Source organism: Cupriavidus sp. 01L415, assembly GCF_056400065.1.
This window is the reverse complement of record NZ_JBFTSP010000017.1, coordinates 15,904-41,877: the sequence shown is the minus strand read 5'-3', so window position 1 is coordinate 41,877 and position 25,974 is coordinate 15,904. Positions and strand designations below refer to the sequence as shown.

28 protein-coding genes are annotated in these 25,974 nt (G+C 66.3%); 11 read left to right on the top strand and 17 right to left on the bottom strand.

Going from position 1 to position 25,974, the window contains the following annotated elements:
* Positions 1–91 precede the first annotated feature (91 nt).
* Positions 92–1,174: a tyrosine-type recombinase/integrase gene (locus AC1DOX_RS21275; RefSeq protein WP_441622760.1), complete on the bottom strand. Its 1,083-nt coding sequence runs from the start codon at positions 1,172–1,174 to the stop codon at positions 92–94.
* A gap of 229 nt (positions 1,175–1,403) precedes the next feature.
* Here AC1DOX_RS21275 and AC1DOX_RS21270 point away from each other — a divergent pair, with 229 nt between their 5' ends.
* On the top strand, positions 1,404–1,835 hold the full coding sequence (locus AC1DOX_RS21270; RefSeq protein ID WP_092140798.1) for a nuclear transport factor 2 family protein: 432 nt from the start codon (positions 1,404–1,406) through the stop codon (positions 1,833–1,835).
* A gap of 100 nt (positions 1,836–1,935) precedes the next feature.
* Positions 1,936–2,931 carry an NAD(P)H-dependent flavin oxidoreductase gene (locus tag AC1DOX_RS21265; RefSeq protein WP_441622758.1) on the top strand — a complete coding sequence of 332 codons (996 nt, stop codon included), beginning with the start codon at positions 1,936–1,938 and terminating at the stop codon, positions 2,929–2,931.
* Between the two features lie 8 nt (positions 2,932–2,939).
* On the opposite strand, the gene AC1DOX_RS21260 is transcribed toward AC1DOX_RS21265, so the two are convergent.
* Positions 2,940–3,509, bottom strand: a complete 570-nt coding sequence (locus AC1DOX_RS21260; protein WP_441622756.1) for a PadR family transcriptional regulator — start codon at positions 3,507–3,509, stop codon at positions 2,940–2,942.
* Positions 3,510–3,867: 358 nt separating this feature from the next.
* Between AC1DOX_RS21260 and AC1DOX_RS21255 the strand changes: the two genes are divergently transcribed.
* Complete coding sequence (locus AC1DOX_RS21255; RefSeq protein ID WP_092140792.1) at positions 3,868–4,083, top strand: hypothetical protein; 216 nt, start codon at positions 3,868–3,870, stop codon at positions 4,081–4,083.
* A 240-nt stretch (positions 4,084–4,323) separates the two neighbouring features.
* Here the strand turns inward: AC1DOX_RS21255 and AC1DOX_RS21250 are convergent, their stop codons facing one another.
* The 8 genes from AC1DOX_RS21250 to AC1DOX_RS21215 all read right to left on the bottom strand — a co-directional run bounded on the left by AC1DOX_RS21250 (position 4,324) and on the right by AC1DOX_RS21215 (position 13,942).
* Entirely contained in the window at positions 4,324–5,328 is a 1,005-nt protein-coding gene (locus AC1DOX_RS21250) for a Bug family tripartite tricarboxylate transporter substrate binding protein (RefSeq protein WP_441622754.1), read from the bottom strand.
* A gap of 101 nt (positions 5,329–5,429) precedes the next feature.
* Positions 5,430–6,161, bottom strand: coding sequence for an SDR family NAD(P)-dependent oxidoreductase (locus tag AC1DOX_RS21245; RefSeq protein ID WP_092140788.1), 732 nt, complete (start codon positions 6,159–6,161; stop codon positions 5,430–5,432).
* A 242-nt stretch (positions 6,162–6,403) separates the two neighbouring features.
* Entirely contained in the window at positions 6,404–7,606 is a 1,203-nt protein-coding gene (pcaF, locus tag AC1DOX_RS21240) for a 3-oxoadipyl-CoA thiolase (RefSeq protein ID WP_441622751.1), read from the bottom strand.
* A gap of 26 nt (positions 7,607–7,632) precedes the next feature.
* Positions 7,633–8,280 (bottom strand): 3-oxoacid CoA-transferase subunit B, encoded by a 648-nt coding sequence (locus AC1DOX_RS21235; protein ID WP_092140784.1) that lies wholly within the window; start codon positions 8,278–8,280, stop codon positions 7,633–7,635.
* 18 nt (positions 8,281–8,298) lie between these two features.
* Positions 8,299–8,982 (bottom strand): 3-oxoacid CoA-transferase subunit A, encoded by a 684-nt coding sequence (locus AC1DOX_RS21230; RefSeq protein ID WP_092140782.1) that lies wholly within the window; start codon positions 8,980–8,982, stop codon positions 8,299–8,301.
* A 301-nt stretch (positions 8,983–9,283) separates the two neighbouring features.
* Positions 9,284–12,337: an AAA family ATPase gene (locus tag AC1DOX_RS21225; RefSeq protein WP_441622749.1), complete on the bottom strand. Its 3,054-nt coding sequence runs from the start codon at positions 12,335–12,337 to the stop codon at positions 9,284–9,286.
* Positions 12,334–13,479: an exonuclease SbcCD subunit D gene (locus AC1DOX_RS21220; protein WP_441622747.1), complete on the bottom strand. Its 1,146-nt coding sequence runs from the start codon at positions 13,477–13,479 to the stop codon at positions 12,334–12,336. The genes AC1DOX_RS21225 and AC1DOX_RS21220 overlap by 4 nt, the downstream gene beginning before the upstream one ends.
* A 256-nt stretch (positions 13,480–13,735) precedes the next feature.
* Complete coding sequence (locus AC1DOX_RS21215; protein ID WP_092140778.1) at positions 13,736–13,942, bottom strand: dodecin; 207 nt, start codon at positions 13,940–13,942, stop codon at positions 13,736–13,738.
* Between the two features lie 211 nt (positions 13,943–14,153).
* Between AC1DOX_RS21215 and AC1DOX_RS21210 the strand changes: the two genes are divergently transcribed.
* The 3 genes from AC1DOX_RS21210 to AC1DOX_RS21200 all read left to right on the top strand — a co-directional run bounded on the left by AC1DOX_RS21210 (position 14,154) and on the right by AC1DOX_RS21200 (position 16,359).
* Positions 14,154–14,720 carry a phospholipase D family nuclease gene (locus AC1DOX_RS21210; protein ID WP_441622744.1) on the top strand — a complete coding sequence of 189 codons (567 nt, stop codon included), beginning with the start codon at positions 14,154–14,156 and terminating at the stop codon, positions 14,718–14,720.
* Between the two features lie 310 nt (positions 14,721–15,030).
* Complete coding sequence (locus AC1DOX_RS21205; protein ID WP_092140774.1) at positions 15,031–15,450, top strand: hypothetical protein; 420 nt, start codon at positions 15,031–15,033, stop codon at positions 15,448–15,450.
* Between the two features lie 192 nt (positions 15,451–15,642).
* On the top strand, positions 15,643–16,359 hold the full coding sequence (locus AC1DOX_RS21200; RefSeq protein ID WP_092140772.1) for a dienelactone hydrolase family protein: 717 nt from the start codon (positions 15,643–15,645) through the stop codon (positions 16,357–16,359).
* Between the two features lie 118 nt (positions 16,360–16,477).
* Here AC1DOX_RS21200 and AC1DOX_RS21195 read toward each other — a convergent pair whose 3' ends face one another.
* Both AC1DOX_RS21195 and AC1DOX_RS21190 read right to left on the bottom strand, forming a co-directional pair.
* Entirely contained in the window at positions 16,478–17,236 is a 759-nt protein-coding gene (locus tag AC1DOX_RS21195; RefSeq protein ID WP_441622742.1) for a glycine zipper 2TM domain-containing protein, read from the bottom strand.
* A gap of 133 nt (positions 17,237–17,369) precedes the next feature.
* Positions 17,370–17,837, bottom strand: coding sequence for a MarR family winged helix-turn-helix transcriptional regulator (locus tag AC1DOX_RS21190; protein ID WP_092140768.1), 468 nt, complete (start codon positions 17,835–17,837; stop codon positions 17,370–17,372).
* A 162-nt stretch (positions 17,838–17,999) separates the two neighbouring features.
* On the opposite strand from AC1DOX_RS21190, the gene AC1DOX_RS21185 reads away from it, so the two are divergent.
* Entirely contained in the window at positions 18,000–18,551 is a 552-nt protein-coding gene (locus tag AC1DOX_RS21185) for a YggT family protein (RefSeq protein ID WP_092140766.1), read from the top strand.
* A 214-nt stretch (positions 18,552–18,765) separates the two neighbouring features.
* A complete protein-coding gene (locus tag AC1DOX_RS21180) occupies positions 18,766–19,044 on the top strand; it encodes a hypothetical protein (RefSeq protein WP_441622739.1) in 279 nt (92 codons plus the stop codon).
* Positions 19,045–19,150: 106 nt separating this feature from the next.
* On the opposite strand, the gene AC1DOX_RS21175 is transcribed toward AC1DOX_RS21180, so the two are convergent.
* Positions 19,151–20,062: a LysR family transcriptional regulator gene (locus AC1DOX_RS21175; protein ID WP_092140762.1), complete on the bottom strand. Its 912-nt coding sequence runs from the start codon at positions 20,060–20,062 to the stop codon at positions 19,151–19,153.
* 214 nt (positions 20,063–20,276) lie between these two features.
* Here AC1DOX_RS21175 and AC1DOX_RS21170 point away from each other — a divergent pair, with 214 nt between their 5' ends.
* Entirely contained in the window at positions 20,277–21,098 is an 822-nt protein-coding gene (locus tag AC1DOX_RS21170) for an IclR family transcriptional regulator (RefSeq protein WP_441622737.1), read from the top strand.
* Between the two features lie 164 nt (positions 21,099–21,262).
* On the opposite strand, the gene AC1DOX_RS21165 is transcribed toward AC1DOX_RS21170, so the two are convergent.
* The 4 genes from AC1DOX_RS21165 to AC1DOX_RS21150 form a co-directional block, all read right to left on the bottom strand.
* Positions 21,263–21,586 carry a 2Fe-2S iron-sulfur cluster-binding protein gene (locus tag AC1DOX_RS21165; RefSeq protein ID WP_441622787.1) on the bottom strand — a complete coding sequence of 108 codons (324 nt, stop codon included), beginning with the start codon at positions 21,584–21,586 and terminating at the stop codon, positions 21,263–21,265.
* Positions 21,586–21,903, bottom strand: a complete 318-nt coding sequence (locus tag AC1DOX_RS21160) for a ferredoxin (RefSeq protein WP_441622735.1) — start codon at positions 21,901–21,903, stop codon at positions 21,586–21,588. The genes AC1DOX_RS21165 and AC1DOX_RS21160 overlap by 1 nt, the downstream gene beginning before the upstream one ends.
* Positions 21,903–22,208, bottom strand: coding sequence for a 2Fe-2S iron-sulfur cluster-binding protein (locus AC1DOX_RS21155; protein ID WP_092140754.1), 306 nt, complete (start codon positions 22,206–22,208; stop codon positions 21,903–21,905). The genes AC1DOX_RS21160 and AC1DOX_RS21155 overlap by 1 nt, the downstream gene beginning before the upstream one ends.
* 113 nt (positions 22,209–22,321) lie before the next feature.
* Positions 22,322–23,860, bottom strand: a complete 1,539-nt coding sequence (locus tag AC1DOX_RS21150) for a hypothetical protein (protein ID WP_441622733.1) — start codon at positions 23,858–23,860, stop codon at positions 22,322–22,324.
* Between the two features lie 290 nt (positions 23,861–24,150).
* Between AC1DOX_RS21150 and AC1DOX_RS21145 the strand changes: the two genes are divergently transcribed.
* Together AC1DOX_RS21145 and AC1DOX_RS21140 are read left to right on the top strand one after the other, a co-directional pair.
* On the top strand, positions 24,151–25,080 hold the full coding sequence (locus AC1DOX_RS21145) for an ornithine cyclodeaminase family protein (RefSeq protein WP_092140750.1): 930 nt from the start codon (positions 24,151–24,153) through the stop codon (positions 25,078–25,080).
* Between the two features lie 145 nt (positions 25,081–25,225).
* A complete protein-coding gene (locus tag AC1DOX_RS21140) occupies positions 25,226–25,945 on the top strand; it encodes an iron-containing redox enzyme family protein (protein WP_092140748.1) in 720 nt (239 codons plus the stop codon).
* The last annotated feature ends 29 nt before the right edge of the window (positions 25,946–25,974 follow it).

Here is a 25,974-nt window from a genome sequence, read left to right as displayed (position 1 = left end):
CAGGTTCAGAAATCGTTGCAGAAGTGCCAGCAGTCCGCGCGGCGTGGCGCTATGTGGCGAACCGGGCGGCCGCCATCATAGCGCCGCCACGTTACGCCGGGGATACGCCACCCGGGGCCTTGCTGACCGGCTTTGGCGTGGCCGGCAGACCGGCACGTGACTGCCACGCCTCATACGCCGCGTGCAGCCGCCAGCCGGATTCCAGATCCCGCATCCCTAGCAATTGCGCCACGGCGGCGGGGGATGTTCCCACGTCGAAATGCATGGCACCACAGGTATTGCGCAGTGTCTGTGGGGAGGCGCGCTCACTGCGCCCGGCCAGGACGCCAGCCTCATCCAGCAACACTTCCACGCGGCGATACACCGACGCCGCGTGCATGGGGCGCCCGTTTGCCATGGCCGGAAACACCAGGTCACCCAGCGTCTCCGCGGCGGCGCGCAGGGCCAGCCAGTGCCGCAGCGGCTGATGCGCAAACGCAAACAGCGGGACGGTATAGGCCCGGCCGTTGTCGGTGCGCACCATGCGTAGCGCCATCGGCCCACCATCAATGCCGTCGATGCCGTCCACGCGCAGCGCCCGAACTTCGGCCACCTTCAGTCCGCCGCCCAGCAATATCGCCATCAGCGCCACGTCGCGCGCCCGCTTCCATTGTGTGGGCGATATCCCGCGCTTTTCCTGACTCCCGGCGTCCGGCGCCGGCGCCAGGATGCGCGCGACCAGCAGGTCGCGTTCGCCCGGCAACAGGAAGGCTGTGGGATCGTTCTCGCCCTCGGCGAGGTGGTTCTTCACCGCCTGGCTGGCGGGGTTGTGCAGGTTTTGCTGAAGCCGCGACAGATGATGAAAAATCCGCTCTATCAATCGCGCATAGCGATAGCGATGACGCTTGTGCAGGTCCTGGGCGTCGAGGAAGTCGCCAATCTGCGCGGCGGACCATGTCAGCGGCGGCACGCCGCGTTCGCCCGACCAGCGCAGCAACTTGCCCCACATCGCGCGATACACCACGGCCGTGCCGTGGCGGAACCCATGCTGGGCAAGCCAGCCATCGAATGCGCGTTCCGGCTGGTTGCGCCACGCGGCGAGGTCGGCTTCGAACAGGCCATCTGGCAGCGCGGTGTGCGGCGGACCCGCTCGATCAGCTCGATCAGTCTGGTCGGCGCTCGTGTGGGTGGTCACTGACTCTCCTGCTTCGCAAACGGCAATGGGCTCATTGTAGACAAGGCGCCACAAAATGCGCCCCATTCCACCGCCAGCCCACGGAGCATATGTCGGACCCTGAAGGATGCTTCGCCGAATTGGACTTGCGGCCCGCTTTTCGGGCGTGTAATCTTCTCAATCAATATGCAACCAGTTGCATAAAAAACCAGATCGGACCTTTCGACCCTGAGGACCCTGAGGAGACACCATGCACAGCATCTCGCTCGCCCCGGCCGCCCGGCAATCGCTGGACACGTGGCATCAGATGATCGCCACCCATTCGATGGATGCGCTCGGCAGCATCGTTGCCGATGACGTCGTGTTCCGTTCCCCGGTGGCCCACACCCCTTATCCGGGCCGTGCCGCCATCCAGTTAGTGCTCACTACCGTCAACGAAGTCTTCGAGAATTTCCGCTACCACCGCAGCCTCGTGAGCGAGGACGGCCACAGCGTCGTGCTGGAGTTCAGCGCCAGCGTCGGCGGCAAGGCACTGAAGGGCATCGACATGATCCGCTTCGACGCGGCCGGCAAGATCGCCGAATTCGAGGTCATGATCCGGCCGCGCAGTGGACTCGAGGCGCTCGGCGCGGCCATGGCGGCCCGGCTTGGCGACCAGAAGCAGGTGCTCACCGGTACCTGAAACGTCTTTCCCGATTTCCGGTTTCGATGGCACGGCGCGCGCGTCGCTCTTGCCGTCGAACCACCGTCTTACGCATTCGCAACACATCAAGAGAACCGACATGGCCCTTCCCGCCCTGCTTCAGAACCTTTCCCTGCCGGCCGTCTGCTCGCCGCTGTTCATCATTTCCAACCCTGACCTGGTCATTGCCCAGTGCAAGGCGGGCGTGGTGGGATCCTTTCCGGCGCTGAACGCGCGCCCGGCGGAAAAGCTCGAGGAATGGCTGGACCGCATCACGACCGAGCTGGGCGAGCACGACGCGAAGCATCCGGACCGCCCGGCCGCGCCGTTCGCGGTCAACCAGATCGTGCACAAGTCCAATGACCGGCTGGAACACGACCTGGAACTGTGCGTGCGCTACAAGGTGCCCATCGTCATCACCTCCCTGGGCGCACGTGTGGAAGTCAACGAGGCCGTGCATTCGTATGGCGGCATCGTGCTGCATGACATCATCAACAACACGTTTGCCCGCAAGGCCATCGACAAGGGCGCCGATGGCCTGATCGCCGTGGCGGCGGGCGCGGGCGGCCATGCCGGCACGCTCTCGCCGTTTGCGCTGCTGCACGAGATTCGCGAATGGTTCGACGGCCCGCTGCTGCTGTCGGGTGCGATTGCCAGCGGCGACGCCGTACTGGCCGCCCAGGCCGCCGGCGCCGACCTGGCCTATATCGGATCGGCGTTCATCGCCACGCAGGAGGCCAACGCGCAGGACGCCTACAAGCAGATGATCGTGGACAGCACCGCCGACGACATCGTCTATTCAAACCTGTTCACGGGCGTGCACGGCAACTACCTGCGCAACAGCATCGTGCGGGCGGGGCTGGACCCGGAGGCGCTGCCCACCTCCGACGCTTCGAAGATGAATTTCGGCTCGGCCAGCGCCAAGGCATGGAAGGACATCTGGGGCGCCGGCCAGGGCGTTGGCGCCATCAAGCGTGTGGTGCCGGCAGCCGAGCTGGTGCGCCGCTTTGTGGAAGAGTACGCGCTCGCACGCCGTCGTCTGGGCCTGGCCGACACGGCCGGCGCCAGCGCCGCGCGTATCGTCGATCCGGCCTGAGCGTCAGGTCAGTCGCCGCTGCTGGCGGGCATTGCCAGCAGCGGCAGCAATGCCTGGCCCCAGGCCACCCAGTCTTCCTCGAACAAGATGCCGCGCCTGAGCAGCGCATGTTGAATCTGCTTCGCGCGGTCCATGTCGCCCGACGAGAAATCCTTGCGCTCGATATTGCGATACGTCTCGAGCCGCCCCTGATGCAGCGCGATCAACCGCACCAGTTCGTCTTCCAGGCCGAGCGGGCCGATGGCGGCATCCGCCCGTAGCTTGACCAGAATCTCTTCCCGCTGATCCAGCCCGTGCCCGGGCGCCAGGACCCAGCGCGCGAGTTCATCGCGGCCAGCCGGCATGACGCGATACACCTTCTTCCGATTCTTCTTCTCGACGCCATCGCCATCGGCCCCACCGGCGGGCTCATCGGCGACGATCCAGCCGCTGTCGGCCATCCGACCCAGCTCCCGGTAGATCTGCTGGTGCGTGGCGTGCCAGAAATAGCCGATCGATTTGTCGAAACGACGCGCCAGGTCGTATCCGGACGATGGCTTTTCGATCAGGGAAATCAACAGGGCGTGTTGGGTGGACATTCGACGGGTGGAAGGGGAAACGGAGGCGCTGGCATGAAGGTTGCGACCCGGAGCACATCGTGGCCGCGAGGGTCGCCCCGGGGGTGGCCGCGGGGGTGGCCGATATGGTAGCGCGCAAGTCACGCCAAGTCATGCCGTTAACCCCTTGGATATGCCCTCGTTGCAGCTCGCAGCAGCGCAGCCGGCGCACCTGGTCCGATTTATGACAATTTAGTCAATTATCTCGAAACTGATGTAAAAAATTCGAAATGGCATTTCCCGACCGCTTGCAATACATTCCAGACATTGCCACCCGCATGCGCGCGCGCCCTTCTTGCCGGCCCAACGTTCCGCGCCATGCGCCTCCCGGGAGTTGTCCATGAACGCAAGACCGGAATTTGCCGACGGCGGTGCCTCGGGCGAGTCCGCCCCGCCTGCCACCGCCACCCGCGCGCGCGCCGGCTCGGCCCCGATCTACTACCGGCTGCCCGATACGCCGGAAGGCCACCACATCAAGGAGTACGCCAGCGGCCTGCGCCAGCTGGTGCGCTTTGTCGGCGTGGAAGAGCAGGTCGTGAAGTACAGCCTGACCTGAAACGGCCAGCACCGAAGGTTGTCTCCTCCTGTCCCCCAAGGGATCTGGGATTTGTGCCCGCGACTGGTTCGCGGGTTTTTTCTGCGCGAGATCGGATCGTCGCGATCGGCACTTTGGGGAATCGGGCGCACCAGAGCGCAGCCGGGGCTGCACCGGCAATGACGCCGCGCACCACGCACGGCACCAAAGATAAAACCGGCCCGCAGGCCGGTTTTATCACAACACGTCAGACGCGGTCGATCAGTCCACCGTCGCGCCGGATGCCTTCACCACCTTGGCCCACTTGGCGGTTTCGGTCTTCATGAAACCAGCCAGCTGCGCCGGCTTTTCCGGGTGCGGCTCGGCGCCCTGCTCAGCCATCTGCTTCTGCACTTCCGGCATGGCCAGGATCTTCACCACTTCGGCGTTCAGACGGTCGACGATCGGTTGCGGCGTGCCGCCCGTGGCATACAGCGCGAACCACGACGTGGCTTCGTAGCCCGCAACACCGGCTTCGGCCACCGTCGGCACGTTCGGCAGAGCCGGCGAGCGCTTGGCGGACGTCACGGCGATGGCGCGCAGCTTGCCGGCCTTCACGTGCGGGTACGACGACGGCATGTTGTCGAACATCAGGCCGATCTGGTTGCCCAGCAGGTCATTCACGGCCGGGGCGCTGCCCTTGTACGGAATGTGCTGGATGTGCAGGCCGGTCATCGAGTTGAACAGTTCGCCCGACAGGTGCATCGACGAGCCGCTGCCCGACGAGCCGTACGCCAGCTTGTCCGGATTGGCCTTCGCGTAGGCGATCAGTTCCTTGATGTTGTTGACCGGAACCTTGGGGTTCACCACGACGAGATTCGGCACCATGGCCACGCGCGTGATCGGCGCGAAGTCCTTCACCGGGTCATACGGCAGCTTGGAGTACAGCGACTGGTTGATCGCGTGCGTGCCGATGGTGCCCATGAACAGCGTGTAGCCATCGCCCGGGGCCTTGGCGGCCAGCGATGCGCCAATGTTGCCGCCCGCGCCGGGGCGGTTGTCGATCACCACCGGCTGGCCGAGCGCCTTGCCCAGTTGCAGGCCAACGATACGCGCCAGGATGTCCGTGGTGCCACCCGCCGAGAACGGCACGATCATCGTGATCGGCTTGGTCGGATAGGTGCCTTGTGCTTGCGCGCCGGTCATGGCGGCAAAGCCGGCGGCCAGTGCCACGCCGGCGGCCAGCAGGCGTCTGCGCGCCTTCGACGGTTGATTGGTCATGCTCATCTTGTGCTCCAGGAATTGATGCAAGCCAGCAGCGCCGCCAGGGCGCCACGGGCACAAAGCTTGAATCGCTGTTTCCGCCCCGTGCCAGGGCGGGCATTTTCTTATACGGGTGCCACGCCCAGCGTGGTTCCGCCACAGACGTAAAGTACCTGTCCGGTCACGAAACCATTTTCGGGCGAAAGGAAGAACAGCGAGGCACGCGCCACGTCTTCCGGCGTTCCCATGCGTTTCACGGCAATGCTCGCAAGAATGCGCCGTGTCTGTTCGCTGCCCTCCGGATTGCTCCGGCGGAACAGCTCCGTGGCGATGGGACCCGGTGCCACGGCGTTGACGGTGATGCCGTCGCCGCCCAGCTCCATCGCCAGCGTTCGGGTCATGCCAACCAGCCCGGCCTTGGCCGCGGAATACACCACGCGCTCGGGCTTGCCCAGCGCCGCGCGCGAGGCCATGTTGACGATACGGCCAAATCCGGCCGCGCGCATGGCGGGCAGGCAGGCCTGGGTGAGCAGCATCGTGGCCTGCAGGGTCAAACCCACCACGTAGTCGAGATCCGCCGCGGTGGCCGTGTCGGCGGTGCCGGGGCGCGTGGCGCCGGCATTGTTCACCAGCCGCGTAACGGCGAATCGGGAGGTCACCTGCGCCGCCACCGCGCGCGTGGCGTCGGCATCGGTCAGGTCGGCCTGGAAGAAGGTCAGGTTGGGGTGCGACCATGCGGGTTCCACATAGTCGACATTGACCACCTGGGTCACGCCATCCGCCAGCAGCATTTCTGCGATGGCGCGGCCGATACCGGAACTGGCACCGGTCACGAGCGTGGCAACGGGAAGGGACATCTCAGTACTCCGCACCGGCAACATCAGCCGGCTCCATCAAAAAAGATGCGGCAAGACCGGCGAGCCCGTCGGCCTGGCCGCAATGCTCTACCTCGTTGGGGAAGAGACACCACTGAAACTTCCCACACGGCTTATCGGCAGGAAGTGAAGAACATTAAGCAGGCGTCCGACATGTACAGACATGGGAACGGCCCGACGGTGGCGCCGGGCCGCTCGATTCACATCCTGGCCTGCCGCCGCGATCAGACGCGCTCGATCACCATGGCGATGCCCTGGCCCACGCCGATGCACATCGTGCACAGCGCGTAGCGGCCACCGGTGCGGTGCAGCTGATACATCGCGGTGGTCACCAGGCGGGCGCCGCTCATGCCGAGCGGGTGGCCCAGTGCAATGGCGCCGCCGTTCGGGTTCACGCGCTTGTCGTCATCGGCGATGCCGAGCTGGCGAAGCACGGCCAGGCCTTGCGCGGCGAACGCTTCGTTCAGCTCGATCACGTCGATCTGGTCCAGCGACATGCCCAGTTGCTTCATCAGCTTCTGCGTGGCCGGTGCCGGGCCAATGCCCATCACGCGCGGTGCCACGCCGGCCGTGGCCATGCCGACGATGCGGGCACGCGGGGTCAGGCCGTGTTGCTTCAGGCCGGCTTCGCTGGCCAGCAGCAGCGCGCAGGCGCCGTCGTTCACGCCCGATGCGTTGCCGGCGGTCACCGTGCCATCCGCGCGCACCACGCCCTTGAGCTTGCCCAGCGCTTCCATGCTGGTGGCACGCGGGTGCTCGTCGCGATCCACCACCAGCGGGTCGCCCTTCTTCTGGGCAATCGTGACGGCCGTGATTTCCTGGGCCAGCGTACCGTCGGCCTGGGCGCGCGATGCCTTTTCCTGGCTGCGCAGCGCCATCAGGTCCTGGTCTTCGCGGCTGATCTTGTAGTCGGTGGCGACGTTCTCGGCGGTCTCGGGCATCGAGTCCACGCCGTAGGCCGCACGCATCGCCGGGTTGATGAAGCGCCAGCCGATGGTGGTGTCGAAGATCTGCGCATCGCGCGAGAACGCGCTGGCCGCCTTGCCCATCACGAACGGGGCGCGGCTCATGCTTTCCACGCCGCCGGCGATCATCAGGTTGGTTTCGCCGGACTTGATGGCGCGCGCGGCCGTGCCGGTGGCATCCATGCCGGAGCCGCACAGGCGGTTGATGGTCGAACCCGGAACCGCTTCCGGCAGGCCGGCCAGCAGCAGCGACATGCGCGCCACGTTGCGGTTGTCTTCACCGGCCTGGTTGGCGTTGCCGTAGATCACGTCGTCGATGGCGGACCAGTCCAGGTTCGGATTACGTGCCATCAGCGCCTTCAGGGGCACCGCGCCCAGGTCATCCGGGCGCACGCCGGACAGGCTGCCGCCGTAGCGGCCGATGGGGGTACGGATGGCGTCGCAGATAAAAGCGTCGGTCATGGTTTGTCTCTCTCGTCTTTGGTGTATCAGGCGGACACGGCTTGCTTGAGCGGCACGCCGGTTGCGCGCTGCAGTTCCTCGAAGGACAGGCCTTCGACCAGATCGCGGGCGACCAGTCCGTCAGGCGTGACGTCCAGCGTGGCCAGGTCCGTGTAGATGCGCGTGACGCAGGCAATGCCGGTCAGCGGATAGGTGCATTCCGGCACGATCTTGCTTTCGCCCTGCTTGGTCTGGTGTTCCATCATCACGAACACCTGCTTGGCGCCGATGGCCAGGTCCATCGCACCGCCCACGGCGGGGATGGCGCCGGGCGCGCCGGTGTGCCAGTTGGCCAGGTCACCCTTTTCCGAGACCTGGAACGCACCCAGCACGCAGAAGTCGAGGTGGCCGCCACGCATCATGGCAAAGGAATCGGCATGGTGGAAATAGGAACCGCCGGCCTTGATCGTCACCGGCTGCTTGCCGGCGTTGATCAGGTCGCCGTCTTCCTGGCCAGCCGCGGGCGCGGGGCCCATGCCCAGCAGGCCGTTCTCACTGTGGAGCAGGATCTCGCGGTCGGCCGGCAGGTGATTGCCGACGAGGGTAGGCAGGCCGATGCCGAGGTTCACCACGGCACCTTCGGGAATGTCTTTGGCCACACGGGCAGCCATCTGGTCGCGGGTCAGGCGTTGCATCTGTCTCTCCTTCTACGGTCAGGCGGCCTTGGCGGCGGCGCCACCGACCTTGACAACACGCTTGACGAACAGGCCCGGCGTGACGATGTGCTCGGGATCCATCTCGCCCAGTTCCACGATGTTGCTCACCTGCACGATCGCGCATTTGGCGGCCATCGCCATGATAGGCCCGAAATTGCGCGCGGTCTTACGGTAGGTGAGGTTGCCCCAGCGGTCGGCCGTGTCGGCCTTGATGAGGGCAAAGTCGGCGTGGATGGGCGTCTCGAACACATAGCCCTGGCCGTCGATGATGCGGCATTCCTTGCCCTCGGCCAGCGGCGTGCCGTAGGCGGTACGGGTGAAGAAGCCGCCGATGCCGGCACCGGCGGCGCGGATGCGCTCGGCCAGGTTGCCCTGCGGCACCAGTTCCAGCTCGATCTCGCCGGCGTGGTAGAGGGAATCGAAAACGTAGGAGTCGGCCTGGCGCGGGAATGAGCAAATGATCTTGCGCACGCGCTTGGTCTTGAGCAGCGCGGCCAGCCCCGTGTCGCCATTGCCGGCGTTGTTGTTGACGATGGTCAGGTCGCCGGCACCCTGTGCGATCAGTGCGTCGATCAGCTCGGCAGGCATGCCAGCCATGCCAAAGCCGCCAATCAGGATCGTGGCGCCGTCGTGGATACCGGCCACTGCCGCTTCCACCGAGTCATATAGCTTGTTGATCACTTGCGTTCCAGTTCGGAGGGTCCGGCAGAGAACCGGGACCGGCCGCAAGGGCGCGGCACGCAAAGCTGTCTCCGGTCATGCTGGACTAGGCGTCCTCACGGCAGCCCCGTGGTGACGCACGATGGCATGGCAGGACAGGATGCGACAATCTGCAGTTGTCTTGGCGGCCGTCTATGCGGCTTTTTGCTTTGTTCGCTCTACGAACCTCAATTCGCAGAATGAACAAAGGTTACACCCGCCCTCAAAACAGGGTCAAGGATAGGTCCTGCATCGCGGGCGATAATCGGTCATCGCCCCCGTTTTATGGCATGCGCAGCACAGCTTGGCTCCCGGCCACGCCGGGGCGGACTTCGAGGCGTACGTCGATTCGCTCGCGCAGCTCCGAAACGTGCGAAATGATGCCCACCAGCCGGCCCGCCTGCTGGAGATCCAGCAGCGTGCGGATGGCGAAATCCAGGCTTTCCGGGTCCAGCGTGCCAAAGCCCTCGTCGACGAACAGCGTGTCGAGCTGGATGCCACCCGCGCGGGACTGCACCACGTCGGCCAGACCCAGCGCGAGCGAGAGCGACGTGAGGAATCCCTCGCCCCCCGACAGGGTATTGGCCGGCCGGGCGCTGCCGGTATCGTGATCGAAGACTTCGAGATCGAGGCCGCCCGCCGTCCGCTGGTCGCCCTGTTCGCGCACGCGCTGGAGCGCGTAGCGGCCGCGACTCATGCGCAGCAGCCGCAGCGAGGCCGCCTCCAGCACCTCGTCGAGCAAGGTGGCCAGGACAAAGCGCTGGAACGTCATGCGGCGCGGGTTGTTGCCGTTGGCCACCTCGGAGAGGCGGCCGAGCACGGCGTAGCGCGCCTCCACGTCACGGTTTTCGGCGGCCAGCGAATCGAGCAAACCCTGGCACTGCAGCAGGCCGTCGCGCGACGCGGCGACCTCGGTTCGCTGCCGGATCGCATCTTCCAGCTGCACGGCCGCGGCGTCGCGCGCGCCGAGCAGCGCCGGCAGGTCGGGCGCCTGCAGGCCACGCGCCGCCGTCGCCGCGCGCTCACGCCGGTCGATGGCCGTGGCGAGGTCGACTTCGAACGCGCGAACCTGCTTGTCGAGTTCCGCGATCGTCTCGCCCGGCAGGCACGCGGCCGCGTATGCGGCGGAATCGGCAAAGCCGGCATCGGCAAGGCCCTGGCGGAGCGCCGCGTCATGTTGTTGCAGGCGCATGTCGGCCTGCAGTACGCCGGCCCGCGCGGATGTGAGCGCGGCCGTGGCGCCGGCCAGCATCGCCACCGCATCGCGCTCCGCACCCTGGGCCGCCGTGAGCGCCGCCTCCAGCGCGCCGGCTTCCCGGCGCGCTGCATCAAGCGCCGCGGCAATGACGTCCGGATCGCGCGAGTCTTCCGGCACCCGCGCGCACTCGGCCTGCCATTCGCCTTCGAGCCTCGCCTGTTCCTGGGCCGCCGACCGGGCGGCGGCATCCGTCATTTTCACGGCGGTTTCCGCGGCCTCGCAGGCGGTGCGGCCCTGTGCCCGGGTGGCGGCAAGCGCCTCGGCACGCCTGGCTGCCGTCTCAGCCTGCGTCACCGCACCGGACAGCGCGGCGATATCCGCTTCGAGCCGGCGCACGCCGTCTTCGGAAATATCGCCGGCAGCGTCGGCGAGATCGGCCAGCCGGGCCTGTGCCTGCGCAACGCGGAGCTGGGTCTGTTGATGCGCGGCGGTGGCGCTCGCCAGCGCATCGTCGGCGCGACGCAGCGCTTCGCGGCAACCATCCAGGTCGTCATCCGTCACCAGCGCCAGCACCTGTTGCGCCAGCGCCGGATGGTCCTTGCCGCCGCAAACGGGGCAGGGCTCGCCGCGAGCGAGTCCGGCCGCCAGACGGGCGGCCTGTCCGACGCGCCACGCCGACTCCGACTGTGCCAGCGCCGCCCGCGCGACGTCGCGCGCATCCGTGGCCCGTGCGACCTGACGTTCGGCCGCAACCGACGCGTCGCGCAGTGGCGGCAGCTCGGCTTCCACCTGACGATAGCGGGCGATGCGCGCGGCGCGCTCGCGCGCATTGTCGCGCTGGAGCATGGCGGCCTGCAGGCCTGCCGCATCGCGCCCGGCCTGTTCGAGCTCCTGCTCCACGGTCTTCAGCCTGGCCGTGACAGTGGCCAGCGCACTGACCGCGTGGTCATGCGCGGCCTGCGTCTTCGCCACCACGGCGGTGGACTGCGCGAGGCCGTTCTGCAGCACGCCTAACCGGCGTGCGTGCGGTAGCAACGCCTCCAGCGTCGACACAGCGCGTTGTGCCGCCAGCCGGGCTTCGCCGCGCGCCAGCTCGGCGCGCAACGTGTTGACAGCGGTCTCGGCCGCCTGCGTGGCCCGCGCGGCAGCGGCTTGCGCCTTTTCCTGCGACGCGTGCGCTTCGACGCGGTCCCGCGTGGCGACCTCCAGGTTCTGCGCAAGCGGCGTCACCTGCGCCGCGCGGCGCGCCGTCTGCAAGCGCGTCCGATCCGCCTCCACGGCGGGAGCACGTGCCGCCAGCACGGCACAGGCACCCTCGGCTTCCTGCCATACCTTGATCTGCGTGCCTTCCATCTCGCCCTTGCGCAACGATGCCTGCGCGGCTTCGCTGGCGGCACGGGCCAGCGTCTCGCGGCGTTGCAGCTCCGCCAACGTTTCCTGCAGCGCGGCGATGCGCTCGGCGAGCGCATCCGTCGACGGCAACTGATGCTGATCCAGCAGCGTCTTGCGGCGCAGCGCGATCTCGTCCGCCTCACGCCGGATGCCGGCCGCCTGCTCCTTCAGCAGCTCCTCGACGCGACGGTAGAGCTCGGTATGAAACAGGCGTTCCAGGATGCCCTGCCGCGCCCGGGAATCGGCAGTGAGCAATTCCCGGAAGCGGCCCTGCGGCAGCACGATGACCTGTCTGAACTGCGCGCTGTCGAAGCCAAGCAGGTCGCGCACCGCATCGCTGACGCGGTTGGGCTGGCTGGCCTTGCTCTTCCAGCCGTCGTCGATCTGCATATCGAGCTGCGCCTTGGCGGTCTCCTTGACGAATCCGCCGGCGGCGCGCTGGCTGGGACGATCCTGCGTGGGGGACCGCGTCACGCGATAGCGCATGGCGCCCAGGCAGAACTCCAGCGTGACTTCCGTGCGCAGCGCGGGATCGGCGTTGGCGCTGCGCATGTCCTGAGCGTTGCGCTCGCCGCCGGAGGTGTCGCCGTAGAGCGCAAAACAGATCGCGTCCAGCAACGTGGTCTTGCCCGCGCCGGTCGGCCCGTGGATCAGGAAGAAGGCCTGCTCGCCGAGCCGTGTGAAATCGATGGTCTCGGTGGCGGCGAACGGCCCGAATGCCTGCAGCTTCAGGTAAAGCGGTTTCATGCCGATTCCCTTTCCGACGCCGCCATGCCGGCCAGCAAATCTTCGAGTGTCCGACGCTGGTCGCCATCCAGATCCGCGTCAGCCACCTCGCGGAAGAAACTTGCGAACAGCGCGCCCGTATCCAGTTCCCGTAGTTGTCGTCCCGCTTCGCCGGCCTGCCCGCTACGCGCCAGCACCGTACGCTCCATCGCCAGCGCATTCGGGTAGACCCGACGCAGCCGCGCCATCGGGTCCAGCAACGCGCCGGTATCCGTCAGCATCGCGTAGACGTAGTCGTCGCGGCGCGCATCGGTCGCGCCATCGGCCAGCAACGCCGCCAGTTCGCCGGTGAGTATGCGGAGATCGCGCAGCGGCTGCAACGGCACCGATTCAATCTGGACGTGGCCGTCGGCATCGATGTCGATCAGCGACACCGTCTTCACGTGATCGGCTTCCGATAGCGAATACTTGAGCAGCGATCCCGCGTAGTGCACGCGTTCGCCGATCGTCTGCGGCCGGTGCAGGTGGCCCAGCGCGACGAAATCGAAGCCGTGGAAGACGTCCGCCGCCACCGCGCCGCTGCCGCCCACCGAGAGCGGGCGTTCCGATTCGCTGACGGCACCACCCACCACGAACGCATGAGCTACCGTCACCGCACGCACGCCGGCGGGATGCGTGGCGCGGATCGCGTCGAGCTGCGCGGCCAGTGCCGCCTCATGTCCCGGCACGTCCACGCCCAGCGCATCGCGCACGGCCGCGGGCTCGGCATAGGGCAGCGCGTAGATCCGCACCTCGCCATGCGCGTCGCGCAGCGTCACGCAACTGGCTTGCGGACCGGCGCGCCCGGCCACGTGCAGCCCCTGCGCCGACATCAGCCGCGCGCCGAAGCCGAGCCGGTGCGCGCTATCGTGGTTGCCCGCGATCATCACTACCGGCACGCCGGCATCCACGACGATGCGCGCGAGCACATCGTCCAGCAGCGCCACGGCCTCCGGCGGCGGCACCGCGCGGTCGTAGACGTCGCCGGCAATCAGCACCGCGTCCGGGCGCACGTCGCGCACCAGCGCGACAAACTGGTCGAGCACATGTGCCTGGTCTTCCAGCAGGCTGCGGGCATGGAACAGCCGACCGAGATGCCAGTCGGCGGTGTGGAGAAAACGCAATCTGAATCCTTCGGCGCCGTGGCGCGAGAAGCACGGCGAAGCCGCGCGGTCCCGCATCATAACGTCGTCGGCTGGCCCGTCGCTTACCGGGTCAGTAGGGGGGCGGCGCCCGGGCCGCTACGAGGGGCGTCAGGCGCGTATTGCGAAGGCATGGCGAGAGCGATAGGGCCGCCCGGACGGGCGCACAGGTGGGCGCCCGCGCGACGGACGCCGCGCGGACTGCTGGCTTGCCGCCCGGTGGTCGCGACCCGTCCGCTCAGGTCACGCGGAAACCGATCTTCAGCGTGACCTGGAAGTGCGCGACCTTGGCGTCCAGCACGTGGCCGCGCATTTCCACCACCTCGAACCAGTCGATATGCTTGATGGTTTCACCGGCCTTGGCCAGCGCGCTGCGAATGGCGTCGTCACTGCCATCGGGCGACGATCCGACAATCTCGACCAGCTTGTAAGTGTGGTTGGACATGGTCTGTCTCCTGTGTCGCGTGGCACACGGCGCGGTGGCAGCCAGCCCACCGCCGAATCTCTCCATCATAGGCAGCGAAAATGGATAGCCCCAAGGGCCGTTGCCGGTTGCCTGGGAGGGGCTCGGCCTGTTACGCTGCGGGCCGCCGATTTCCCGCCTCAACCTCTAAACGCTGATGCTCCTTTCGATTTCCCGATTCAGGCGGCTCGCCGTGGCGAGCCTGCTCTTGGCCGCCGCGGGCGCCGTCCAGGCCCGCACCACTTCCACGCTGGAACGCCTGGCCGATGCGCTCGGCACCCCCAGCGCACGCCCCAGCCAGTTTGCGAGCGGCAGCACCTATACGCTGTGCTTCGTGCCCGATGGCCCGAGCTGCCAGGCCATGCTGATCGACGCCATCCGCAACACGCGCCACAAGCTGCTGATCCAGGCGTACTCGTTTACCAACGCGCAGATTGCGAAGGCCGTGGCCGAAGCGCACCAGCGCGGCGTGGATGTCCGCGTGATTGTCGACAAGAGCCAGGTATCCGAGCGCTATACCAGCGCCACCTTCCTCAAGAACGCCGGCATTCCGGTCGTGGTCGATACCAAGCCGGCGATCGCCCACAACAAGGTCATGGTGTTCGACGACCAGGCCGTGTTCACCGGATCGTTCAACTTCACCAAGTCCGCGCAGGAACGCAATGCGGAAAACGGCATGCTGATCCGTGGGGACGCCGCCGTCGTGCGCGCCTATTCGGACAACTGGCGCACCCGCTTCGAGCAGTCCTCGGCGTACTGATCGCGCCCGTTGACGGGCCGGCACTTCTGCCGGCCCGCTTTCCTTCCGCTTTTCGCTTTTTCCTCCCGCTTTTCCTCCGCTTTTCCTTCCGGCTTTCCCTGCTCATTCGCCGCCCGCCTCCCCGGCACCCCCCGCGGCATCGTCCCGCAGGAAGATCAGTCAAACGCTGACAGATCCTGCGCCGGCGCGGGTGTGTACTGCAAGCGTGTACCTCCGGAGACTGTGACTGGCTGTTGTCTCTCCGATGTGCCGAACCTGCCGCGCACGTCCCCGCCATCCTGTCGTCCGGTCAACCTGGCAGGAGGAAACCATGTATATCGATCGAACTACGATGCGCCGACAGGCGCGCGCCATGTGTGCCATCGGCCTGGCCGTGGCATCCCTCGGTGTGACGATTGCCGCCCGTGCCGACATGACCACATCGACCGCCGGCCCCTTCACTTATATGTGCGGTGGCGTGGCGGCAGACGAGCAGGCCGAGATGCGAAGCGAGGCCCGCAACTACGATATGGGCCTGCTGTTCACGCAAGGCGGTCGTGGCGAGTATCTGTCGGACGTGAATGTCCGGCTGATGCGCAACGGCAAGGAAGTGGCGCAATTCACGTCCACCGGGCCGCGCTGCCTGATCAGGGGGCCGCACGCCTCGTATCAGGTGGTTGCCACGTATGAAGGCATGTCCAAGCGAGCCACGGTGAGTCCGGGCGAGAAGAACGTTCAAATGCGCTGGTGAGGTCGACCTCACTGGCTGACTGGTAAATAGCACTGCGGCCGCCGTCCCTGCGCGGCCCCCATGCCGGCACCCGCCCCCGCGGTGCCGGCATTTTTTTGCATCGGCCGGGCCGCCTGCACGATTGCACGGCCAGTGGCACACTTGCGCCTTGCTTCGCAAGCATTGCTCCCAACCCCTGGAGAATCATTCACCATGACGACCACGCCCAACAGCCGCTGGATCCGTATCGATACCACCGATGGCAGCTTCGATGCCTACCTGAGCCTGCCGCCCGCCGGCAAGCAGGCGAACAACCCTGGCATCGTGCTCGTGCAGGAAATCTTTGGCGTCAACGAACATATCCGCTCGGTGGCGGACCAGTATGCGGCCGACGGCTACGTCGTGCTGGCGCCGGACGTGTTCTGGCGCAAGGCACCGCGCGTGGAGCTGGGCTATGCCGGCAAGGACATGGAAGAGGCGATGGCGCTGCGCAAGTCAGTCGACGTGGAAGCCGCCGTGTCGGATATCGCCGCAACCGTGAAGACGTTGCGTGCGGAGATTGGCGCGGGCGGCAAGGTGGCGGCCGTGGGCTACTGCTTTGGCGGCCTGCTGGCCTACCTGGCAGCGGCGCGCGGACTGGTGGATGCGGCCGTGCCGTACTACGGCGGCGGGATCCAGAACAACCTGCACGAAGCGGCAGCGATCAACGTGCCAGTGCAGTTCCACTATGGCGCGCTCGATGCCCATATCACGCCCGAGCATGTGGAGCAGGTACGCCAGGCCGTCGCCGGCAAGCGCGGCACGGAGATCTTCGTCTACGACAAGGCCGATCACGGCTTCAACTGCTGGGCTCGCGGTTCCTACCACCAGCGCTCGGCGGCGCTGGCCCACGGTCGCGCACTGACGTTCCTGGTCAATACCTTGTCCTGAGGCGGACCATACCGGCGGTCCCCACCCGAGCGGGGGCCGCGCCGACTGCCCGGGTCACCGGGCCACTGGGTCACCGGGCCACTGGGTCTGCGCAGGCGCGCAGACCACGAAGCACCAGTCAGTAGGGCATGGCCACGCCGTTCTGGATCTTTACGCGATCGCCATTGCGCAGGTTGTACGGGCTGCTTTGCGTGAGCGTGAGATAGCCGTTGTCATTCGTCCGCACGCGCACGCGATAGGCCGGCGGCGTGGCCGCCGAGCGCTTCTCCACCTCGTTGCCGGCCACGGCGCCCGCCACGGCGCCGCCAATCGTGGCCACGGTGTTGCCGCGTCCGCCACCCACCTGGTGGCCCAGCAGGCCACCGACCACGCCGCCGATCACCGCGCCCGCACCGCTCGTGCCGGCGGGCTGTCCGGGCATCGTCTCGATCGATTCCACCCATCCGTACCGCACCGCGTACGGATCATTGGCATAGCCGTTGTAGCTGCCCTGCGCCTGCCCGGGATAACCGTACTGGTCGTAGCCCGCCTGTTGTGGATAGCCCTGCTGCGGGGATCCCTGCTGCGGATACGTGGTCTGCGGGTAGCCTTGTTGCGGATAGCCTTGCTGGGGATACGCGGCCTGTGGGTAGCCTTGCTGCGGGTAGGACGTCTGCGGATACGTCTGCTGCGGATAGCCGGCGCCGCCACTCAGTTGCGTGCCGCTGGTGCCGTAGCCGCTGTTGCCATAGCCACTGGCGCTGGTGCCGTAGCCACTGTTGCCGTAGCCGCCCCCGTAGCTCCCGCCATAGCCATTGCCATAGGGCGCGGTAACGCAACCAGCCAGCGCGCCGGAAGCCAGCACGGCCAGCACGGCCGAACGAAGCGGGAAAGACATGGTGGGAACTCCTGCGCCAGTGCGCGTGTGGTCGATGCGCGGGAGTCTAGGGTCACGACCCGGCCGCAGGTGTCACGAGAGATTGTGTTGGGTAACGGACTGTAACGGCGAGACCACGGCGCGGTGTCGCACCTCAGAAGCGGTCGGCACCGTCGTCATTGAACGCCGTGATGCGCGCCACGCGGAAGGTGTTGCGCAGGGACTCGAGCTCGGTCCGATGCAGCAGCGCCAGCCGGTTCAGACAGCGCTCCCCCTTGGCCAGCAGATGGATTTGCACGACGCGACGGTCATCCGGATCGGCCTTGCGGCTCACCAGCCCGGCGGCTTCGCATCGGTTGACGAGCGCCACCACGCCATGCTGCTTGGCCTGCAGCCTCTCGGCCAGTTCTCCCACGGACGCCCAGTTCTTTTCCTGGCAGCCGCGGATATGAAGCATCAACAGGTATTGCTGGACCGTCACGCCCTCGCCGCGCGCAGCGTCTTCCGAGAACCGCAGGAAGCGCCGTAACTGGTAGCGGAAATCAGACAACGCCTCGAAGTCCTGCTTGGTCAGGGCGGCGTTGTCGATGGCGGACTTCGCCGGGGCGGACTTGCGTGGCATGGGGGTGATCTTCGGCGCTTGGGTAGAATCCGGCGCTCATTATAGGGGCGGCGAGTACTGCGCCCGGTGCGCTCTCGCGCATTCATGATGCGCACGCGGCGTGGTATGGCAGAATCTGTGCGGTCGCCGACACCCTACAACCGTCACCCGGAAATCCGCCCGATGTTCACGGAAATTGTCCTGTTCCTGCTCGATACCGTCTTTACGCTTTTCGGCATGGCGCTGCTGCTGCGCCTGTGGATGCAGCTGACCCGGCTGCCGTCCCGCAATCCGGTCTCGCAGGGCGTGTTCCAGGTCACCGACTGGATCGTGCGGCCGCTGCGGCGCATCATTCCCGGCATTGGCGGCATCGACTGGGCCACCGTGATCGCCGCCTACCTGACGGCGGTGCTGTTCCTGCTCTGCCGTGCGCTGCTGCTGGGCGCCGACCCGCTTGCTTTCCTGCCCGTGATCCTGGCGCTGGCCTTGCTCAATGTGCTCAAGTGGGCGATCAGCATGGTGATGTGGGTGACGCTGCTGATGGCGGTGCTGTCGTGGGTGAATCCGCAATCGCCGATGGCGCCCGCCATCTGGCACCTGACCGCGCCGTTGCTGCGGCCCATCCAGCGCGTGATCCCGCGTCTGGGCGGCTTCGATATCTCGCCGCTGATCCTCTTTGTAATCGCGCAGATTCTGCTGATGGTGATCGCCAGCGTGAGCCGCGGCGTGGTGTGACGGTGCCGGGGGCGCCCGGCCTCCGAACCCCTGAAGGATGGCGGAGCGTGCCGCCGCCCTAGCACAAACCCGCGCTATAGGGTTAACCCTTATTGTTCAGCGAGTTGGACAGTCTGTCGAGGATTCACGCTTTTTCCGGTGCGTGCCGAAGCCTACATTACAGCCATCGCGGAATCCCACCGCGATATCTGCCAAAACAAGTAGGAACCGCACAATGAAAACCCTCGCCCTCTCCCTGCTCTGCGCCATCGGCCTATCGGTCGGCGCCACCGCTGCCCAGGCTTCGCAACCCCTGTCGGACCTGGCCCGCCTGGACGGCAGCATCGGCCGCGTCGGCTCCGTGGATCCGTACACCGACGGCGCCCGTGGCGTGACCGAAAAGCGTGACGTGTACACGGATGGTGCCCGCACCGTATCCGACAAGCGTGACCCGTACACCGACGGCGCCCGCACTGTCACCGAAAAGCGCGACGGCTTCTCCGAAGGCGCCTGAGGCGTCCAAGGCACCCGAGGCTCCTGAAGCCCGGCGCCTTAGTTCAGCGCCCCAGACACCTGGACCCGGCCTGAAGCAAGTTCCACCGGAGCACTCCCACGCTCCGCTACTGTCCCAGATCGTCGAGGTCGGTTCCCATCATCGACTCGATGGCCTCCATGAACGCACGCACCTTGCGCGGCTGGAGGCGGCGATCAGGCAGTAACGCAAACACCCGGAGGGGCGGCAACGGATAGTCAGGCATGACCCGTACCAGCCGTCCCTGCGCAATCTCCGTCTCCGCCGCCGTCATCGGCACCCGGGCGATCCCCAGCCCAGCCAAAGCGGCCTGCATGCGCAGTTCGGCGTTGTAGGTCTGCATACGCGGACGAATCGGCACCGAGATCCGCTCCCCGTTTCGCGCGAATTCCCAGACTGATACACCGGGCGTGGCCAGCGTCGGCATGTTCGACAGGTCTTCCGGGTGCATCTGCGCCGGCAGGCTGGCCGCCAGTGACGGCGCCGCCACCAGTCCGCGTTCCACGTGCCAGATGCGCCGGGCAATCGTGCCGGAGTCCGGCAATTCTGTTTCCACGGTGACGAAGGCGATATCGAATCCCTCGCGGATCGGATCGACCAGCCCCTGGGAAATCTCGACGGTGATATCAAGCGCCGGGTGCGCGGCGAGCGTCCGGCAGATCACCCCGCCCAGCTGCTGGGCACCGAATTCATAGGGCGTGGCGATGCGCAGCATCCCCTGCACACGTTCTTCGCGCGCAAGGGTTTCCTGGCGGATTTCGCGCAGTCGAGCGAACAGTGGCGCCACGTCGCGATAGACCGCGCCACCGGCATCGGTCAGCCGCATGCGGCGCGTGGTGCGCTCGAGCAGCTTGGCGCCGATGGCCGTTTCCAGCCGGGCCACCGCCGCCGATACGCGGGACTTGGGGCAGTCGAGCGTCTCCGCCGCCGCCGTGAATGTGCCCTGCTCGACTACGCAGCAGAACGCTTCCCAATCATTCCACTGGATGGTTTCGTTCACCGGACGCTATTTCCTTTACTGACACAGTTGTCGTGGCCACCGGGGCGACATTGTGCGGATGCACATTATGAGGGAGACGCGCGCGTCCGTCAGCGTGGCGGCATGTGTCGGGGGACGGTAAAGCGAGCCACGGACTAGCGAACCCGCCGCATTTCCTCTACCCTTTCGGCCTTTCCGAGCCAATTCCGGCGCGCCCGCGCCGGTGTCCCCATCGATGGCGAGCCAAGCCGATTCCGCAACGCCCCGCACACCGGGCAACGCCGCAACAGAAAAGCCAAGCGACAGCTATGTGCAGTCCTTTGCACGCGGCCTGTCGGTGATCCGCGCGTTCGACGCCCGCCATCCCGCGCAGACGCTGACCGAGATCGCCCAGGCCAGCGGCCTGACGCGTGCCGGCGCGCGCCGCATCCTGCTGACACTAGTGGGGCTGGGCTATGTGCAGGCGGACGGCCGCCAGTTCCGGCTGACGCCCAAGATCCTGGACCTGGGCTTTGCCTACCTGACGTCGATGCCGTTCTGGAACCTGGCCGAGCCGATCATGGAAGCGCTGTCGCAGGCCGTCCATGAAAGCTGCTCGATTTCCGTGCTGGACGGGACGGAGATCGTCTATGTGCTGCGCGTGCCCGCGCGCAAGATCATGACCATCAACCTGTCGATCGGCAGCCGGCTGCCGGCGTATTGCTCGTCGATGGGCCGCGTGCTGCTGTCCGGGCTGGACGCCGAGGAGCTGGACCGCGTGCTGCGCGCGACGGACCGGCAGCCGCGCACGCGACGCACCGTGACGGATATCGACGAACTGAAGACACTGATCGCCGACATCCGCACGCGCGGCTGGGCACAGAACGATCAGGAGCTGGAGGAAGGCCTGGTGTCGCTGGCCGCGCCCATCCGCAACCGGGCCGGGCAGGTGATCGCCGCCATCAATATCAGTGGGCAGGCCAACCGGACGAGCGCGCAGGAGATGGTGGATCGCTTCCTGCCGCCGCTGCTGGAAGCCTCCGAGAAGATTTCAGGGCTGGTCGGGCTGCGCACCTGAGGCGCCAGAAGCGCCAGAAGCGCCGGAAGCACTGAGGTGCCTGAGACACCTGAAGCGCCCGAGCCGGCTGAAACAGCCAGGGCATCTGAATCGCCGGAAGCACCGCGCGCACGCGCATCCGGTGCTCCCGGGGGCGATAACCCTCCAGCCCCGCCGCGTTATCGCTACCAGGCTACGGCGATGTCGCCGCTCACAAACGTCTGGCACGCCATGCGATAGCCCGCGCGCAGGTCGTCGTCGGTCAGGTGCTTGCGCTCCTTGGCCTTGACGGCATCGGTATGCTCCAGCCCGCGTTCGATCCGGCACTTGCAGGTGCCACAGATACCCCCGCCACACTTGAACGGAATGCCGCCCTGCTCGCGCAGCGACACGCGTAGCAGGTTGCTGTTTTCGGGCGCGGTGACGGTCTTGCCGTCGTTCGTCACGAAGGTGATCTCGATCATCCGGGTCTCGGTCACGGTGGCAACCGCATCGGTCTCGGCCTGCATCATTGCTTCCTTAAAGAGAGGTCCATGCTGCCGAACCGGGCCAGCGCCTCCAGGGCGGCCCGCGCAGCGTCGAGCGTGTCGAAGCGCTCCAGGAACTTCGACGGCACGTGGTTGACGACGGGCTCGGCCTCCGGCCCGCCGGTTTCGTCGATCACCCGCACTTTCACCGCCTCGCGCAGCTCGGCAATCACGAAGCTGGCGGTGACGCGGCCGTAGAACAGGTATTCGTAGGTTTCCAGGGGCTCCACGCCCGCCACCGCTTCGGTGCGGAACTGCCCGGGCTTGCTGGTCAGGATCACGTACATGGCAGTGGACATCAGGCGGGTTGTTGTTCTTCCTGCACCAGCTCGATGTCGTGCGTCAGCCAGATCTGGCAGGCGAGCCGGAAGCCCTGGTCGAGCCGCTCGCCCAGCTGCTTCTTCTCCTTCCAGTTCGGCGGCGGCAGGTGCTCCGCGCCCGCCAGCACGCGGCAGGCGCATTTGGAGCATTTGCCCATGCCGCACTCGTAGCGCAGGTTCGGATACGGAAACTGCTTGATGCCCGCACGGACAACGAGGTTGGTCTCGGGCTTCACCTCATCCTCGAAGACCTGGCCGTTCTTATGAAATACGACTTTCGGCATTTGTATACTTTCTACACTCTGATTCGGGCGACACGCATTCCGTATGGAACAGCACGGGATGCGAGTCGGAACCGGGGAAAAGGAAAACGGGGGAAGCGACGCTCAGGCTGCGATCAATGCCATAGCAGCATCGCGCAGATCGTGGAGACCACCAGCCCGGCCAGCACGGGCAGCAGCAAGGCGCGGACCGCGTCGAGCACCGGCACCCGGGCAAATCCCGCCACGGCGATCAACGACGACCAGGCGATCAGCGTGCCGCCACCGGTCCAGACGGCGCCCATCTGACCCACCGCCGCCAGCGTCGCGGAGTCAAAGCCGACGACCGGACCCAGGGCCCCCGCCAGCGTGCCGGTCAGCGGCAGCCCGGCAAACCCGGAACCATCGATCCCCGTGATCATGCCGACGAGCAGCACGCCGAACGCCACCAGTACGTGGTTGTCCGGGATCATGTGCTGGTACGCCTGAATCAGCTCGAACAGCAGGCTGGGCGCGCGGCCGGTATCCACGCCGAGGATCTGCGCGGCAGTTTCGCCAGCACCGACGAAGAAGAAACCGGCAATCGGCAGCACCGAGCCCATGGCCTTGAAGGCGAACACAAAGCCGTCAGTAATGTGTTCCGGGCAGATGTCGAGCATCTTGCGCGGCCCCTCGGCGGCCAGCGTCGCCAGCATCATCAGCAACGCCGCCACGCCCCCCACCAGCGCCGCCGCCGCGCCACCCTTCAGGTCCGGCATGCCGGACGCCAGCTTGGGCAGCACCATCAGGCTCACCACGCAGACGAATGCCACCGGCGTCAGCACCGCGAAGAACTTGGACCATTTGATGCGGCGCTTGGCGACCATCGCCAGGCTGCTTTCGATATTGGCGTCCGTGGCAAGCGGTTCCGTATGCGACGTACCGCGGGCAATCTCGGCCTTGTCGAACGTGCCCGTCGACTCGACGGTGGTGTCGACTCCGGTGGCGCGAGCCTGCCAGCGGTCCAGCAGCGCGCCGTTGGCCGGCACGATGTGCCGGCGCATCGACAGGTAGGCCAGGGACAGCGCGATGGCGCCGGTGATGATCGACAGGATCAGCGCCCGGTCCGCCACCACGGCTGCACTGACGGCGGCGCCTGCGGCCTTGGCGCTGATGCCGGGCGCCACGCCGATGACGTAGTCGGAAGACAGCGCCATGCCTTGTCCCGCGATGGCGATGGCCATCGCCCCGGCCAGCGGCGGCAGCCCGGCGGCGATGGCGGCCGGCAGCAGGATTGCCGACACCAGCGGTACGGCAGGCGTGGGCCAGAAGAACAGCGAGATCACATAGGTAATGCCCGCCAGGATGAAATAGGCGCTGTGTCCGTTCTTCATGATCACGCGGAAGGGCTCGACCATGCGGATATCGGACCGCAACGTCTTCAGCGCATTCAGCAGCGCCGTCATGAACGCGATCACCAAGAAGATATTGAAGAGCTCTTTGGCCGCGACGAGGCTCGCGGAAAAGATCCCGCCCAGCGCGGAGACCGGGTTGCCCGTGATGGCCAGGATCACGAGGAAGGTGCCGACGATGGACGGCACCACGACATTGGCCCGCATGATCATGGTCAACACGATCACGGCCACGCCTAGCAGATACACCCAATGTGCCAGGCCAATCACTACGGTTTGTTGCATGAGGCTCCCCTGATCGTGGAGGCCCTTGTGGGGGCGATGTTATGAATCTGTCGTAATCCTGTTTTTGTATACTATATCCCGCAGCAGCGGGATAACAAGCAAAAACTGCGTACGCTAGGGAAAGCCCCCAATGCGGTGCGCAATCCCGCTTCAATGCACGGTTACAGCGCACCTCGCACCAGTTTCGACAAAGCCGCCAACGTGCCAGCCTCACAAATCTAGGTGGCTTTTTTTTCGAGCTTGTGTAGACTGTATACCGAAATAAGCCTGAGACACCCACTGACGCCATCATGCTCCATATCACCGACGCACTGATTGATCGCCATGTCACGGCCGCCGACGCGCAGGCTGCCATGCGGGATGCCTTCTGCAGTTTTGGTCGCGGCGATGCCGCCATGCAGGAACGGATTCGTACGGAGGCCGGTGGTGTGAAGCTTTCGACGCTGGGGGCGGTCATCCCCGGTCAGCAGGTGGCCGGCGCGAAGGTATATACAACGATCGCCGGTCAGTTCTCGTTTGTCATCCTGCTGTTTTCAACGGTTGACGGACGGCCGCTTGCCTCGTTCGACGCTGGCGCGATCACAAAACTGCGCACCGCGGCCTGCACGGTGCTGGCTGCGCAACATCTCGCACGACCCGACGCCGCGACGCTCGCGCTGTTTGGTGCCGGCACGCAAGGCGCGCAGCATGCGATGCAACTTTCGGCGGCGCTGCCGCTGAAGCAAATCCTGGTGTGTGATCCGTACGCCGATGCCGGCGCGGCGGATCGCCTGGCCAGCCAATGCGGGATTCCGGTGGCGTTTGCGCAGCCGGAAGCTGCCGTGGCCCAGGCCGACATCATTGTGACGGCCTCGCGATCCACCACCCCGCTGTTCTCCGGCGCGCTGGTCAAGCCCGGCGCGTTTATCGCGGCCATCGGCTCCAGCCTGCCCCATACCCGTGAACTGGACGACACCGCGCTGTCCCGCGCTGCGGGCGTGGTCGTCGAATGGCGCACGCAATCGCTGCGCGAAGCGGGCGACCTGGTGCTGGCCGACAAGGCCGTCCTGCCGGACAGCAAGATTGTCGAGCTGGCTGACGTGTTGCTGGATCGGCAACCGGTCCGCCGACATGCCGACGACATCGTGATCTACAAGTCCGTCGGCGTGGGTCTCGAGGACATTGCCCTGGCGGGCGTGGCCTATCGGCGCATCACCGACGCGGAGGCCATCGCCGCCTGAGCGGTGTCCGCGCCCAGGGCCTTCGTTCGCCTAAAAACGATTGCAGAAAGTATACAAACCACAAACCCTCGCGATGCTCGTTGCTTCGTCCGGCGAGCCGCGAATTTCCTAGCCCACCCCCTCTCGTCATAACAGGAGCCCCCAAATGGCCGAACTGATGAACCGTGAAGCATTCCGCGCCGCCCTCGAAAACGCGATCAAAGGCAAGAGCGCCAACCTGGCCCCGTTCAGCAAGGCGTGGGCCAGTGGCACGCTGACCCGCGAGCAACTGGGGCGCTGGGCGGAGAACCACTACCACTATGTGGGCCCGTTCGCGGACTACCTCGCCTACATCTACGCCCGCACGCCGGACCACATGACCGAGGCCAAGGACTTCCTGCTGGCCAATATGTACGAAGAGGAAATCGGCGGCGATCGCCACACCGATCTGCTCATCCGCTTTGCTGAAGCCTGCGGCACGACGCGAGAGCGCGTGGTCAATCCGGACAATATGTCGCCCACCACGCGCGGCCTGCAGAGCTGGTGCTACGCCGTGGCCATGCGCGAAGACCCGGTGGTGGCGGTTGCCGGGCTGGTGGTCGGGCTGGAGTCGCAGGTGCCGTCGATCTATCGCAAGCAAACCCCGACGCTGCGCGAGAAATACGGCTTCACCGACGAGGAAGTCGAGTTCTTCGACCTGCACATAGTCTCCGACGAGATCCACGGCGAGCGTGGCTACCAGATCGTGCTGGAACACGCCAACACGCCCGAACTGCAGCAGCGCTGCCTGAAGATCTGCGAGATCGGCGCCCAGATGCGCCTGCTGTACACCACCGCGCTCTACTACGACTACGTCGAAGGCAAGACGGAAGCCATCGCCGCCTGAAAGACGCCGCCCGGACGCACGCCCGTGCG

Excerpts from the sequence above, each read along its gene's own strand:
- AC1DOX_RS21270 (WP_092140798.1), top strand. The coding sequence starts at position 1,404 with ATGCACAGCATCTCGCTCGCCCCGGCCGCCCGGCAATCGCTGGACACG.
- pcaF (WP_441622751.1), bottom strand. The coding sequence starts at position 7,606 with ATGACCGACGCTTTTATCTGCGACGCCATCCGTACCCCCATCGGCCGC.
- AC1DOX_RS21155 (WP_092140754.1), bottom strand. The coding sequence starts at position 22,208 with ATGCCGAAAGTCGTATTTCATAAGAACGGCCAGGTCTTCGAGGATGAG.
- AC1DOX_RS21205 (WP_092140774.1), top strand. The coding sequence starts at position 15,031 with ATGTATATCGATCGAACTACGATGCGCCGACAGGCGCGCGCCATGTGT.
- AC1DOX_RS21160 (WP_441622735.1), bottom strand. The coding sequence starts at position 21,903 with ATGTCCACTGCCATGTACGTGATCCTGACCAGCAAGCCCGGGCAGTTC.
- AC1DOX_RS21180 (WP_441622739.1), top strand. The coding sequence starts at position 18,766 with ATGAAAACCCTCGCCCTCTCCCTGCTCTGCGCCATCGGCCTATCGGTC.
- AC1DOX_RS21265 (WP_441622758.1), top strand. The coding sequence starts at position 1,936 with ATGGCCCTTCCCGCCCTGCTTCAGAACCTTTCCCTGCCGGCCGTCTGC.
- AC1DOX_RS21145 (WP_092140750.1), top strand. The coding sequence starts at position 24,151 with ATGCTCCATATCACCGACGCACTGATTGATCGCCATGTCACGGCCGCC.
- AC1DOX_RS21165 (WP_441622787.1), bottom strand. The coding sequence starts at position 21,586 with ATGCAGGCCGAGACCGATGCGGTTGCCACCGTGACCGAGACCCGGATG.
- AC1DOX_RS21215 (WP_092140778.1), bottom strand. The coding sequence starts at position 13,942 with ATGTCCAACCACACTTACAAGCTGGTCGAGATTGTCGGATCGTCGCCC.
- AC1DOX_RS21185 (WP_092140766.1), top strand. The coding sequence starts at position 18,000 with ATGTTCACGGAAATTGTCCTGTTCCTGCTCGATACCGTCTTTACGCTT.
- AC1DOX_RS21225 (WP_441622749.1), bottom strand. The coding sequence starts at position 12,337 with ATGAAACCGCTTTACCTGAAGCTGCAGGCATTCGGGCCGTTCGCCGCC.
- AC1DOX_RS21170 (WP_441622737.1), top strand. The coding sequence starts at position 20,277 with ATGGCGAGCCAAGCCGATTCCGCAACGCCCCGCACACCGGGCAACGCC.
- AC1DOX_RS21255 (WP_092140792.1), top strand. The coding sequence starts at position 3,868 with ATGAACGCAAGACCGGAATTTGCCGACGGCGGTGCCTCGGGCGAGTCC.
- AC1DOX_RS21250 (WP_441622754.1), bottom strand. The coding sequence starts at position 5,328 with ATGAGCATGACCAATCAACCGTCGAAGGCGCGCAGACGCCTGCTGGCC.
- AC1DOX_RS21200 (WP_092140772.1), top strand. The coding sequence starts at position 15,643 with ATGACGACCACGCCCAACAGCCGCTGGATCCGTATCGATACCACCGAT.
- AC1DOX_RS21260 (WP_441622756.1), bottom strand. The coding sequence starts at position 3,509 with ATGTCCACCCAACACGCCCTGTTGATTTCCCTGATCGAAAAGCCATCG.
- AC1DOX_RS21195 (WP_441622742.1), bottom strand. The coding sequence starts at position 17,236 with ATGTCTTTCCCGCTTCGTTCGGCCGTGCTGGCCGTGCTGGCTTCCGGC.
- AC1DOX_RS21140 (WP_092140748.1), top strand. The coding sequence starts at position 25,226 with ATGGCCGAACTGATGAACCGTGAAGCATTCCGCGCCGCCCTCGAAAAC.
- AC1DOX_RS21245 (WP_092140788.1), bottom strand. The coding sequence starts at position 6,161 with ATGTCCCTTCCCGTTGCCACGCTCGTGACCGGTGCCAGTTCCGGTATC.
- AC1DOX_RS21150 (WP_441622733.1), bottom strand. The coding sequence starts at position 23,860 with ATGCAACAAACCGTAGTGATTGGCCTGGCACATTGGGTGTATCTGCTA.
- AC1DOX_RS21190 (WP_092140768.1), bottom strand. The coding sequence starts at position 17,837 with ATGCCACGCAAGTCCGCCCCGGCGAAGTCCGCCATCGACAACGCCGCC.
- AC1DOX_RS21235 (WP_092140784.1), bottom strand. The coding sequence starts at position 8,280 with ATGCAACGCCTGACCCGCGACCAGATGGCTGCCCGTGTGGCCAAAGAC.